Here is a 12,238-nt window from a genome sequence, read left to right on the forward strand (position 1 = left end):
GCGGTTTCCGGCCGGCCGGTTCCACGCCACCGGTCGGCCTGGTTCCGTATCGCCGTGTCTCCGCGCGCGCACCGGCGCGTCGACCCTCGACGCCCTGTTCAGGCCGCGAGCGCGAGGATCTCGCGCACGTCGGCCGGCGTGGTGATCTGGCGCGCATTTCCGCGCGTGAAGATCTCGTGCATGCTGATCTTCGCGATCTCGTCGAAGCGGCTCTCGTCGACGCCGACCGCGCGCAGGTTGGCCGGCAAGCCGAGCGAGGCCACGAGCTGCGCGAAGGCCTCGCCCGCCGACAGCGCGGGCTGGCCCAACGCCTGCGCGAGCAGCCGCTGCCGATCGGCGGTGGCGCCTTCGCTCCAGCGCAGCACGGCCGGCATCAGCACCGGCGTGCAGTGGTAGTGCGGCACGCCGCAGGTGCCGCCCAGCACATGGCCGATCGCGTGGCTCGGCCCCATCATCACGCCACCCTGCGCGCCGCGGCTGGACAGGCCGTAGGAGCACAGCCACGACGCGATCTGGCATTCGGCGCGCAGCGCGAGATCGTGCGGCGCGGCCTGCCACTTCGGCAGCACCGCGGCCATGCGCGCGATGCCCGAGAGCACCACCGCATCGGCCAGCGGCGTGGCCGTGACCGACAGCAGCGCCTCGATCGCATGGTCGAGCGCGCGCGTGGCCGAGCCCAGCCACAGCGTCTCGGGCGTGTGCAGCGTGAGCGCCGGGTCGAGCACGATCGCGCGCGGCATCATGTGGATGTGGAAGAAGGTCTGCTTGTGCTTGCGTCGCTCGTCGGTCACCAGGCAGCCCGCGTTGCACTCGCCGCCGTTGAGCGTGCTGGGCACCGCGACCATGCGGACCGTCGGGCCGTCGAACACCGGCCGCACCGGCTTGCCGTCGTCGCCCAGCCTGACTTCGAAGCGGTCGAGCGCCTCGAGGTGCTCGTCGCTCATGCCGTGGCGCAGGCACAGCGTGACCATCTTCGCGCCGTCGATCACCGAGCCGCCGCCCACCGCCACGATCAGGTCGGCGCCGGCCTGCTGCGCCGCCCGCGCGGCGCGCGCCACGCCGGTGCGCGTGGTGTGCTGCGGCATGCCGTCGTAGGTGCCGGCATGGCGCTCGCCGAGCGCGGCCTCGATCTCGCGGATCACCTCGGTGCGGGTGTTGAGCGTACGGCTCGCCATGATGAACACGCGCTGTGCGCGGGCCTGGGCGGCTTCGACGGCCACGGCCGCGGCGGCCGGTTGGCCGAAGCGCACGCGCTCGATCGCGGGGAAGCTGTGGATGCCGGTGGGAAGGAGGGGATGCATGGAAGTCTCCTGTTGCAGAGGGTTCGGCCATTGCCATATGTTTTGCAATGCAGTCTAGAATTCTGCAATCGAGTCATCTGAAGAGACAAGAGGGACCATGCGGGGTCAACCTACCTCCATGGCAGATTAAAAAACCGCTCTGCAGCACATCACCATGAACAAGAGATCCGTGCCCTCCCCCCTCGATGCCGAGGAAGACCGTGAGGACGAGGGCATCGCCTCAGGCAGTGCCCACGGCAAGGAAGACCGCCACTTCGTCACGGCGCTGGCCCGCGGGCTCGACGTGCTGCGCTGCTTCAAGTCGGGCGAGGAACGGCTGGGCAACCAGGACCTGTCCGAGCGCTGCAAGCTGCCCAAGTCCACCGTGACGCGGCTGACCTACACGCTGACCAAGCTGGGCTACCTGCACCACGTGGAAGAGTCGGGCCGCTACCGGCTGGGCATGGCCACGCTCACGCTGGGCGGCACCACGCTCGCGCGGCTCGACGTCAAGGAGGTCAGCCGACCGCTGATGGACGAGCTGGCCAACGCCACCGGCAGCCAGATCTCGCTGGGCATCCGCGACGGCATGTCGATGCTCTACATCGAGGTCTGTCGCGGGCAGTCGATCGTGACGCTGCGGCTCGACATCGGCTCGCGCATCCCGCTCGCGACCACGGCCATGGGCCGGGCCTACCTGGCGGGCGTGACGCCCAGCGAGCGGCAAGGCCTGGAGGAACGCATCGAGGCGCTCGATCCGACCTCGTGGCCACGCGTCGCGCAGGGCATCCGGCAGGGCGTGTCGGAGCTGGCCGAGCACGGCTGCTGCAGCTCCTTCGGCGAATGGCAGAAGGAGATCCACGGCATCGCGGTGCCGCTGCAGCTGGGCCAGGGCCTGCCGGTGATGGTGATCAACGCCGCCGGCCCGGCGCAGCTGCTGTCGCGCGAGACCTTCATGCAGGAGATCCGGCCGCGCGTGATCGAGACGGTGCGCCGCATCGAGCAGCAGCTCGGCGCGCGGCGCTGAGGTCATGCCCGTCCACCTCGGACGGGCGAAGAAGGTTCACTTGTCGCGCACGAAGCCGATCTCGTCGAGCAGCGTCTTCTCGCGCTTGACCGAGGCCGCGGCGAATTGCTGGTACTGCGCCGAACTCATGTACGAAGGCTCCATGTAGTACTGGGCCAGCGCGTTGCGGAAGCCCGGCATCTCCATCGCCTGCTTGAAGGCGTCATGCAGCTTCTGCACCACCGCCGGCGGCGTGTTCTTCGGCACCGCCAGGCCCCAGGCGGCCGAGGGCGGCGGGAAGTCGATGCCGACATCCTTGAGCGTCGGCACGTTGGGGAACTTGGCCAGGCGCTTCTCGTTGAAGGTCACCAAGAGCCGCAGCCGCCCGGCCTCGACCGCCTGACCCCAGCCCGAGGTGTCGGCCGCGGCCATCACGTGCTCGCCCATCACCGCGTTCAACGCCTCCGCCGTGCCCTTGTACGGCACGTGGTTGAACTTCACGCCCTTGATGCGCGCGATCTGCTCCATCGTGATGTGCTGCGCGAGGTAGGCGCCCGAGGTGGCGTAGGTGAGCTGGCCAGGGTTGGTCCTGGCGTAGGCCAGCAGGTCGTCCCAGGTCTTGAACGGCGAGTTGGGCGGCACCACGACGCCGTAGACGAACTGCGTGAGACCGATCACATAGCTGAGGTCGGTGGCCGGGTTCCAGTTCATCGTGCCGGTGTAGGGCAGCCGGAACAGGTTGCCCGGGATCACGCCCACCGTGTAGCCGTCGGCCGGCGCCGCCTGCAGCAGTTGCGCGGGCATGAGCCCCGCCGCGCCGGGCTTGTTCTCGATCACCACCGGCTGCTTGAGGATCCGGCCCACGTCCTCGGCCAGCACGCGCATCGGCGTGTCGGTCGAGCCACCGGGCGGGAAGCCCAGCATGACCTTGATGGGGCGCGCGGGGAAGGCCTCCTGTGCCATGGCCGTCGAGGCCCCGCCCAGCAGGCTCAGTGCAGCGGCGGCCAGGCCGCTCGCGAGGAAGTGTCGTGTCTTCATGGTCTTGTCTCCGTCTTTCTTCTTGTGTTCAGGTCATTGCCGCGTGCGGCTCAGCCCCAGCGTGTCGAGGATGGCCTTCTCGCGCTTCATCGACTCGACGGCGAAGCGCTGGAAGTCCTTCGAGCTGCGGTAGTCGGGCTCCATGTCGTAGCGCGCCAGCACTTCGAGGAAGGCCGGCGAGGCCATCGCCTCCTTGAAGGCGTCGTGCAGCCGCGCGACGATCCGCGGGTCGGTGCCCTTGGGCGCGACCAGGCCCCAGGGGGAGGTCTGGACGATGTCGATGCCCAGCTCCCGGAGCGTGGGCACATCGGGATAGCGCGCCATGCGCTTGGCGCCCCACACCGCGATCAGCCGGAGCTTGCCGCTGTCCACCTGCGGCACGAAGGCCGAGGTCTCGGCGGCCGAGTCGACCTGGCCCGCGAGCAGCCCCTGCAGCGATTCGGCCGAGCCCTTGTAGGGCACATGGTTGAGCTGGATGCCCGCGATGCGCGACACCTGCTCCATCGTCAGGTGGTTGGTGGTCGCCACGCCCGGCGTGCTGTAGGTGATCTCTCCAGGCCGGGCCTTGGCCTGCGCGATGAAGTCGGCCATGGTCTTGATCGAGGACGAGGCCTGCACCACGGTGCCGAAGGCATAGCCCGTGATGCCGATGATGTAGCTCAGGTCGGTGGCCGGGTCCCACTTGAGGTCGGTGGTGTAGGGGATGCGGTAGACGCCGGCCGGCGCGATGGCCAGCGTGTAGCCGTCGTTGGGCGAGGACTGCAGCACCTGCGTCGGGATCACGCCGGCCGCGCCGGGTTTGTTCTCGACCACCACCGGTTGCTTGAGGATCTTCGACACGCGCTCGGCCAGCACGCGCATCGGCGCATCGGTCGAGCCGCCGGGCGCGAAACCGATCATCACGCGGATCGGCCGCACCGGGTAGTTCGTGACGCTGTCCTGGGCCTGCGCCAGCGGCAGCAGGGCCGCGAGCGCGCAGGCTGCACCCAGCGTGCGCATGAAAAGTCGGGTGTTCATTCTTGTCTCCTGTCTCTCTTTGATCCGGGGTGGGGTCGTCGGCGCGCTCAGGCCGAGGCGGCCTGCGCGCGCACGATCTCTTCCTCGACTTCGCGCAGGCGGTCCTTGCCGAAGAAGATCTCCTCGCCGACGAAGAAGGTCGGCGAACCGAAGGCGCCGCGTTCGTAGGCGCGCTGCGTGTTGGCCATCAGCTCGGCCTTGACCTCCGCGTCCTGCGTGCCCTCGTAGATCGCCAGGCCGTCGAGCCCCGCCGCGTCGAGCGTGCGCACGATGACCTCGCGGTCGGCCATGTCCAGGCCCTGCTCCCACATGGCGACGTAGACCGCCTCCACGTAGGGCACGAAGCAGCCCAGCTTCTGCGCCGCCACCGCGCCGCGCATGGTCTGCAGGGTGTTGACCGGCCAGAAGGGATTGGGCTGGTAGCGGTCGAGACCGTGCTTCGCGACAAAGCGGCGCACCTCGAGCTTGTCGTAGGCGCGCTTGTTCGCGATGTCCGCGAAGGCCTCGGCCGGCGAGCGGTTGTTGCTGAGCTTGAACAGCCCGCCGAGCAGCATCGGCACGTAGGTGAACACGGCGCCGGTGCGGGCCTCGATCTCGGGGATCACGCGGTGACACATGTAGGCATTGGGGCTGCCGAAGTCGAACATGAAGTGGACGGGAACTTGGGTGCGCACGGTGGTCTCCTGGGTATCTCGATGCATCGGCTCAGCCGCCCTTGCCGCGCTGCAGGAACGCAGCGAAGGCGGCCTTGGCCTCGGGCGACGCGAGCAATTGCGCGAAGTGCGCGTTCTCCTGCGCGATACGGGCCTCGTAGCCGGCCAGTTCCTCGCCGCGCATCAACGCCTTGGTGGCGCGCAGCGACGGCGCCGAGGTCGCGGCCAGTTGCGCCGCCACCTTCAACGCCTGTGGCAGCACCTCGGCCGGCGGCAGCACCGCGTTGACCAGGCCCAGCGCTTGCGCCTCGGCCGCGGTGCAGGGTTCGCCCAGCATCAGCAGCGCGGCCGCGCGCTGGTGGCCGAGCTTGGCCGGCAGCAGCAGCGTCGACGCGAACTCCGGGCACAGGCCGAGCCTGGCAAACGGGAAGACCAGCTTCGCCGCGCTCCCCGCGTAGACCAGGTCGCAGTGCAGCAGCATCGTCGCGCCAATGCCCACTGCGGGCCCGTTGACCGCCGCGACCACGGGCTTGCCCATGCGCAGCAGCGCCTTCATGAAGCGCACCGAGGGGCGCTCGCCCTCGCTGGGCGCGGCAGCCGCGAAGTCGCCGATGTCGTTGCCGGCGCAGAAGGCGTCCTCGTTGCCGTGGATCACCACCACGCGCACCGCGTCGTCGGCATCGGCCTGCTGCAGCGCCTCGGCCAGGGCGATGTACATCGCGCCGGTCATGGCGTTCTTGCGCGCCGGGCGGTCGAAGCCCAGGCGCAGCACGCCGGCCTCGAGCGCGCGCGAGATGTCGTTCGTGGCGTCGCTCATCACCAGGCCTCCATCCAGGGACGCAGTTCGGTCTCGTGCGTCCACGCGTTGCGCGGCTGCATGTGGATCTGCCAGTAGGCGTCGGCGATGGCCTCGGGGCTCAGGATGCCGCCCTGCTCCTTGAGCGCGTAGCGCTCGGGGAAGGTGGTGCGAATGAACTCGGTGTCGATCGCGCCGTCGATCACCGGGTGCGCCACGTGGATGCCCTTGGGCCAGAGTTCGCGGCCCATGCTCTGGGCCAGCGCGCGCAGGCCCTGCTTGGCGGTCGAGAAGGCCGCATAGCCGTCGCGCCCGCGCAGGCTGGCCGTGGCACCGGTGAAGATGATCGTGCCGCGGCCGCGCGGCAGCATCACCTTGGCGGTCTCGCGGCCCATGAGGAAGCCGCCGAAGCAGGCCATCTCCCAGACCTTGAAGTACACGCGCGCCGTGGTCTCGGTGATGCCGAAGCGCACGTTGGCGCCGATGTTGAACACCGCGACCTCGATCGGCGCGATGTCGCGCTCGATCTGCTCGACCAGCGCCACCATCTCCTCTTCCTTGCGCGCGTCGCTGCCGAAGCCGTGCGCCTCGCCCCCCTCGGCCCTGATCTCCTCGACCAGCGGCGCGAGCTTGTCGGCCTGCCGGCGCGTCACGCAGGCGATGTAGCCCTCGCGCGCGAAACGCTTGGCGATGGCGCTGCCGGTGGCGTCGCCCGCGCCGATCACCAGGATCGCCTTCTTTCCCGTCTTGTCGTTCGTCATGTGCAGCTCCTTCGTTGTGCTGATGTGGATCGGCCTGCTCGGCCTACTCGATCGCCTTGCCCATGTCTTCCACGACCTTCTTGGCGTCGCCGAAGACCATCATGGTCTTGTCCATGTAGAAGAGTTCGTTGTCCAGGCCCGCGTAGCCCGCAGCCATGGAGCGCTTGTTCACGATCACCGTCTTGGCCTTGTAGGCCTCCAGGATCGGCATGCCGTAGATCGCGCTGCCCTTGGTGTGCGCGGCAGGGTTCACCACGTCGTTCGCGCCCAGGATGATCGCCACGTCGGCCTGGCCGAACTCGCCGTTGATGTCCTCCATCTCGAACACCTGGTCGTAGGGCACCTCGGCCTCCGCCAGCAGCACGTTCATGTGCCCCGGCATGCGCCCGGCCACCGGGTGGATCGCGTACTTCACCGTGATGCCCTTGTCGGTGAGCTTCTGCGCGAGCTCCTTCACCGCGTGCTGCGCGCGCGCCACCGCCAGACCGTAGCCCGGCACGATGACCACCGTCTCGGCATTGCTCAGGACGAAGGCCGCATCGTCCGCACTGCCGCTCTTCACCGGCCGCTGCTCCTTGGCACCGCCCCCCGCCGTGACCGCCTCGCCGCCGAAGCCGCCCAGGATCACGTTGAAGAAGCTGCGGTTCATCGCCTTGCACATGATGTAGCTCAGGATCGCGCCCGAGCTGCCCACCAGGCTGCCCGCGATGATCAGCATCGCGTTGTTCAGGCTGAAGCCGATGCCCGCAGCCGCCCAGCCCGAGTAGCTGTTGAGCATCGACACCACCACCGGCATGTCCGCCCCGCCGATCGGGATGATGATCAGCACGCCCATCACGAAGGCCAGCGCCAGCATCGCGAAGAAGGCGCTCCAGCTCTCGGTGAAGACGAACACCAGGCCCAGTGCAACGGTCAAGAGGCCCAGCACCAGGTTGAGCATGTGCTGGCCCTGGAACTGCACCGGCACGCCCTGGAACAAGCGGAACTTGTACTTGCCCGAGAGCTTGCCGAAGGCGATCACCGAGCCGCTGAAGGTGATGGCGCCGATGGCCGCGCCCAGGAACAGCTCCAGCCGGTTGCCCGCGGGGATGGCGTAGCGCAGGAAGCCGTCGATCAGCACCGCGCCGCCGTCGACCGTGACGCTGCCGATGGCCGAGGCCACCGGTGCGGCCGTGATGCCGAAGGCCCAGGGCTCGGCCACCGCGGCCACCGCGATGAACACCGCCGCCAGCCCGATCATGCTGTGCATGAAGGCCACCAGCTCGGGCATCTTGGTCATCTCGACCTTGTTGGCCATGTAGGCGCCCAGACCGCCGCCCACGACCAGCGCCACCAGCACATAGGCGATGCCGGTGCCGAAGTCGATGTTCAGCGCCCGGGCCTGGCCATGGATCAGCGCGATCGTGGTCAGCACGGCGATCGCCATGCCGCTCATGCCGAAGACGTTGCCGCGGATGGATGTGGTGGGGTGGCTCAGGCCTTTCAGGGCCTGGATGAAGCAGACGCTGGCCACCAGGTACAGCAGCGTGACGAGGCTCATGCTCATGCTGCGTCTCCCTTGCCGGCAGCGGGTGCGGCCCCTTCGACCTTGCTCAGAACAGGCTTCTTCTCCTTCTTCCTGAACATCTCCAGCATGCGCCGGGTCACCAGGAAGCCGCCGAAGACGTTCACCGCGGCCAGCGCCACGGCCAGCACGCCCATGGTCTTGCCCAGCGGCGTGGTGGTGAGCGCAGCCGCGAGCATCGCGCCCACGATCACGATCGCGGAGATCGCGTTGGTCACCGCCATCAGCGGCGTGTGCAGCGCGGGCGTGACCGTCCACACCACGTGGTAGCCCACGTAGATGGCCAGCACGAAGATGATCAGGTTGATGACGGTCGGGTTGACGGATTCCATGTCTCGGCTCCTTGTGTTCTTTTGCGTTCTTATTTGCGGGTCACCTGACCGTCGCGCGTGACCAGGCAGGCCGCCACGATGTCGTCCTCGAGGTCGATCTTCAGACCCCCCTCCTTGGGCAGCACCAGCTTGAGGAAGTCCAGCACGTTGCGCGCATACAGCGCCGAGGCGTCCGCCGCCACGCGCGCGGGCAGGTTCGTCTCGCCCACGATCGTCACGCCGTGCTTGACCACCGTGCGGTCGGCTTGGGACAGCGGGCAGTTGCCACCCACGCCGTCCGCGCCCTTGCCCGCGGCGATGTCCACGATCACCGAGCCCTGCTTCATGGACTTGACCATCTCTTCGGTGATCAAGGTCGGCGCGGCACGACCGGGAATGAGCGCCGTGCTGATCACGATGTCCGCCAGCGCCACGCGCTTGGCCACCTCGACCTGCTGGCGCGCCAGCCAGCTCGCGGGCATGGGCTTGGCATACCCGCCCACGCCCACAGCCGCTTCCTTCTCTTCGGCGGTGTCGTAGGAGACCTCGATGAACTTGCCGCCCAGCGACTCGATCTGCTCCTTCACGCTGGGGCGCACATCAGAAGCCTCGATGACCGCCCCCAGGCGCTTGGCCGTGGCGATCGCCTGCAGGCCCGCCACACCGACACCCAGGATCACCACGCGCGCGGCCTTGACCGTGCCCGCGGCCGTCATGAGCATCGGGAAGAAGCGCTGGTACTGGTCGGCCGCGATCATCACGGCCTTGTAGCCGGCGATGTTGGCCTGGGAAGACAGCACGTCCATGCTCTGGGCACGCGTGGTGCGCGGAGCGGCTTCGAGTGCGAAGCCGACCGCCCCGGCCGCGGCCAGGCGCTGCAGGCCCGCGGCATCGAAGGGGTTGAGCATGCCGACGACCACGGCACCCGGCTTGAGCAAGGCGGCTTCGGCGTCCGAGGGCGCGCGCACCTTGAGCACGATCTCGGCGGCGAAGGCCTCGGCCCCGTCGACGATGCGCGCACCGGCGGCTTCGTAGGCCGCATCGGTCACGCTGGCCGCCCCCCCCGCGCCCGACTGCACCACCACCACGTGGCCCTGCGCCACCAACTTCTTCGCGGTCTCCGGCGTCACCGCCACGCGTGTCTCTCCGGCCAGCGTCTCCGAGGGAATGCCGATCTTCATCTCAAGCTGCCATGTGGTTGAGGGCGCCCTGGTACTCCTGCACCATGCGCGCGATCAGTTCCGCCGTCGGCAGCACCTCGCGGATGTTGCCCACGCCCTGCCCCGCACCCCAGACGTCCTTCCAGGGCTTGATGCGCGTCGAGCCGAAGTTCATCGAGGTCTTGTCGGCCGTGGGCAGGTTGACCGGGTCGAGCCCCGCGGCCGCGATGCTGCGTGCCAGGTAGTTGCCGTGCACGCCGGTGAACAGCGGCGTGTAGGTGACCTCGGCCGCGGCGCTGTCGACGATCATCTGCTTGTAGGCCTCCTGCGCATTGGCTTCGGGCGTCGCGATGAAGCGCGTGCCGACATAGGCCAGGTCGGCGCCCATCGCGCGTGTCGCCGCCACGTGCGCACCGGAGGTGATCGACCCCGAGAGCGCGATCGGGCCGTCGAAGAACTGGCGCACTTCACTGACGAGCGCGAAGGGGCTCATGGTGCCGGCATGGCCGCCCGCACCGGCGCAGACCAGGATCAGGCCGTCGACGCCGGCCTCGAGCGCCTTCTTCGCATGCCGCACGTTGGTCACGTCGTGGAACACCAGGCCGCCGTAGGCATGGATCGGCGCCACGTAGTCGGTCGGCGCCGAGAGGCTGGTGATGACGATCGGCACGCGGTGCTTCACGCACAGCGCCATGTCGTGGTCGAGCCGGTCGTTCGACGCATGGATGATCTGGTTGACCGCGAAGGGCGCGATGCGGCGCTCAGGCTCGGCCGCGCGGGCAGCCGCCAGCGTGGTCGTGATCTGCGTGAGCCATTCGTCGAGCAGTTCCTTGGGTCGTGCGTTGAGCGCGGGGAAGGAGCCGACCACGCCGGCCAGGCACTGCGCCAGCACGAGCTCGGGGTTCGAGATGATGAACAGCGGCGAACCGATCAGCGGCAGCGCGAGCTGGTCTTTGAGAATGTCGGGAAGGGCCATGCGAGGCTCCGGGTGAAGTTGCGAAAAACGGGCGTGCGCCGAATTCAGGCGGCGGTCTGCCGGGCGATGGCTTCCAGCGCGGTCTTGAGAATCTTTCCCGAGGGCGTGGTCGGCAGCTGCGCCAGGCAATGGATCTCGGCGGGCAGCTTGTAGGGGGAGAGCCGCTCGCGCAGGTAGAGGCGCAGCGCCGGCTCGTCGAAGGCCGCGCCCGACACCGTCTCGATGAAGGCGATCACCTCCTCGTTGTGGTCGACGGTGCGGCCGACCACGGCCGACTGCACCACGTCGGGATGGCTGTTGAGCACCTGCTCGACCTCGACCGGGTAGACGTTGAAGCCCGAACGGATGATCAGTTCCTTGCTGCGCCCCACGATCAGCAGCGCGCCGTCGGGCGTGCGCCGCGCCATGTCGCCGGTGTTGAACCAGCCCTCGGCATTGATCGCGACGCGCGTCTGCGCCTCGTTGCGGTAGTAGCCCTTCATGAGGTTGGGGCCGCGCACCCAGAGTTCGCCGATCTGTGCGTCGGGCACTTCGGCGCCGGCCGCGTCGACGATGCGTGTCTCGACGCCGGGCAGCGGCACGCCGACCGCGCAATCGTCGCGCCGCACGTCGATGCGGGTCTGCGCCACGGTGGGCGCGGTCTCGGTCAGGCCGTAGCCGTTGTTGAGCTGCAGGCCGAAGACCTGCTCCACGTCGGCCTTGAGCGCGGGCGTGAGCGGCGAGCCGGCCACGCAGAGAAAACGCAGCTTGGGCGCGACCAGCGGCACGCCCTGGTCGCGCGACCACTCGAGCAGCTTGACGAACATGGCCGGCACGCCGGTGAAGGCGGTCACGCCCTTCTCGGCCAGGGCGTGCGCCATCGCCGCGGGCGAGAAGCGGGGCTCGAGCAGCACGGCCGAACCGCTGGCCATGCAGCCCAGGAACTGGGTCGACAGGCCGACCACGTGCGCCATGGGCAACGCGCTGTAGATCAGGTCGCCGGGACCGAAGCGCCGGATGTGGACCGAGGCCATGGCCGCGAACATCAGGTTGGCATGGGTGAGCATCACGCCCTTGGGCGCGCCCGAGGTGCCGGAGGTGTAGATCATGGCCGCGACCTGGTCCTCGGCCGCCGCATGGCAGGGCTCGGGCTCGACGCCTTCGGCCAGCGGACCGACCGGCAGCGGGCCCAGGCCCGGCCAGTCGACGGCCTGCGCGCCGTGGCGCTGCGCGTGCTTGTTCGCATCGGGCGAGACATGCGGCGTGTAGAGCACCCGGCGCGCGCCCGAATGCGCGACGAAGTCGTCCACCTCGCGTGCCGACAGCCGGGCGTTGACCACGCTGGCCCAGGCATTGAGCCGGCTCAGCGCGAGCACGAAGACACCGACGGCCGCGCAGTTCTCGCCCACGATCAGCACCCGGTCGCCGGCGCGCACGCCCAGCGCCTGGAGCTGCGCCGCTGCAGCCACCGTGACCGCGTGCAGCTGCGCGTAGTCGAGCGACACGTGCGCATCGGCCACGGCCAGCGCGTCGGGCCGGGCGGCGACCCAGGGGTCGATCAGTTGGTGCAGGCGCGTCGGCGCGTCGGCTGAATTCGCAAGGGCAGGCATGGGTGTCTCCGTCGGGGTTGCGCACTTCAGGTACTGCGTTTTTGCGGAATCTTATTCCGCTTAGCAGTTTCATGGTCCTCAGAGTTC

At 68.9% G+C, this 12,238-nt stretch carries 12 protein-coding genes; 1 reads left to right on the forward strand and 11 read right to left on the reverse strand.

From position 1 onward, the window contains the following. Nucleotides 1-98: 98 nt before the first annotated feature. Nucleotides 99-1,301 (reverse strand): iron-containing alcohol dehydrogenase, encoded by a 1,203-nt coding sequence (locus ACSFBC_RS04660; RefSeq protein WP_435509128.1) that lies wholly within the window; start codon nucleotides 1,299-1,301, stop codon nucleotides 99-101. A 154-nt stretch (nucleotides 1,302-1,455) separates the two neighbouring features. Here ACSFBC_RS04660 and ACSFBC_RS04665 point away from each other — a divergent pair, with 154 nt between their 5' ends. After that, nucleotides 1,456-2,307, forward strand: coding sequence for an IclR family transcriptional regulator (locus ACSFBC_RS04665; RefSeq protein ID WP_435509129.1), 852 nt, complete (start codon nucleotides 1,456-1,458; stop codon nucleotides 2,305-2,307). 36 nt (nucleotides 2,308-2,343) lie between these two features. On the opposite strand, the gene ACSFBC_RS04670 is transcribed toward ACSFBC_RS04665, so the two are convergent. Genes ACSFBC_RS04670 through ACSFBC_RS04715 form a run of 10 tightly spaced genes read right to left on the reverse strand, consistent with a single transcriptional unit; the run spans nucleotide 2,344 to nucleotide 12,151 of the window. Beyond that, nucleotides 2,344-3,324, reverse strand: coding sequence for a tripartite tricarboxylate transporter substrate binding protein (locus ACSFBC_RS04670; protein ID WP_435509130.1), 981 nt, complete (start codon nucleotides 3,322-3,324; stop codon nucleotides 2,344-2,346). A 33-nt stretch (nucleotides 3,325-3,357) separates the two neighbouring features. Further along, entirely contained in the window at nucleotides 3,358-4,341 is a 984-nt protein-coding gene (locus ACSFBC_RS04675) for a tripartite tricarboxylate transporter substrate binding protein (protein ID WP_435509131.1), read from the reverse strand. A 47-nt stretch (nucleotides 4,342-4,388) separates the two neighbouring features. Further along, nucleotides 4,389-4,988, reverse strand: coding sequence for a 2-hydroxychromene-2-carboxylate isomerase (locus tag ACSFBC_RS04680; protein WP_435509266.1), 600 nt, complete (start codon nucleotides 4,986-4,988; stop codon nucleotides 4,389-4,391). A 58-nt stretch (nucleotides 4,989-5,046) separates the two neighbouring features. Further along, nucleotides 5,047-5,811: an enoyl-CoA hydratase gene (locus tag ACSFBC_RS04685; protein WP_435509132.1), complete on the reverse strand. Its 765-nt coding sequence runs from the start codon at nucleotides 5,809-5,811 to the stop codon at nucleotides 5,047-5,049. Then, on the reverse strand, nucleotides 5,811-6,551 hold the full coding sequence (locus ACSFBC_RS04690; protein ID WP_435509133.1) for an SDR family oxidoreductase: 741 nt from the start codon (nucleotides 6,549-6,551) through the stop codon (nucleotides 5,811-5,813). Before ACSFBC_RS04690 ends, ACSFBC_RS04685 begins: the two co-directional genes overlap by 1 nt. A 43-nt stretch (nucleotides 6,552-6,594) precedes the next feature. Next, nucleotides 6,595-8,097 carry an NAD(P)(+) transhydrogenase (Re/Si-specific) subunit beta gene (locus ACSFBC_RS04695; protein ID WP_435509134.1) on the reverse strand — a complete coding sequence of 501 codons (1,503 nt, stop codon included), beginning with the start codon at nucleotides 8,095-8,097 and terminating at the stop codon, nucleotides 6,595-6,597. Beyond that, the gene (locus ACSFBC_RS04700) at nucleotides 8,094-8,447 is read right to left on the reverse strand and encodes an NAD(P) transhydrogenase subunit alpha part 2 (RefSeq protein WP_435509135.1); all 354 of its coding nucleotides are present in this window, start codon (nucleotides 8,445-8,447) and stop codon (nucleotides 8,094-8,096) included. The genes ACSFBC_RS04695 and ACSFBC_RS04700 overlap by 4 nt, the downstream gene beginning before the upstream one ends. A gap of 29 nt (nucleotides 8,448-8,476) precedes the next feature. Then, on the reverse strand, nucleotides 8,477-9,607 hold the full coding sequence (locus ACSFBC_RS04705; protein ID WP_435509136.1) for a Re/Si-specific NAD(P)(+) transhydrogenase subunit alpha: 1,131 nt from the start codon (nucleotides 9,605-9,607) through the stop codon (nucleotides 8,477-8,479). A gap of 1 nt (nucleotide 9,608) precedes the next feature. After that, nucleotides 9,609-10,562 (reverse strand): NAD(P)H-dependent flavin oxidoreductase, encoded by a 954-nt coding sequence (locus tag ACSFBC_RS04710; RefSeq protein WP_435509137.1) that lies wholly within the window; start codon nucleotides 10,560-10,562, stop codon nucleotides 9,609-9,611. A gap of 44 nt (nucleotides 10,563-10,606) precedes the next feature. Next, nucleotides 10,607-12,151, reverse strand: a complete 1,545-nt coding sequence (locus tag ACSFBC_RS04715; RefSeq protein WP_435509138.1) for a class I adenylate-forming enzyme family protein — start codon at nucleotides 12,149-12,151, stop codon at nucleotides 10,607-10,609. Between the last annotated feature and the right edge of the window lie 87 nt (nucleotides 12,152-12,238).

Origin of the sequence: Variovorax frigidus, assembly GCF_051216515.1 — a bacterium.
GTDB lineage: Bacteria > Pseudomonadota > Gammaproteobacteria > Burkholderiales > Burkholderiaceae_C > Variovorax.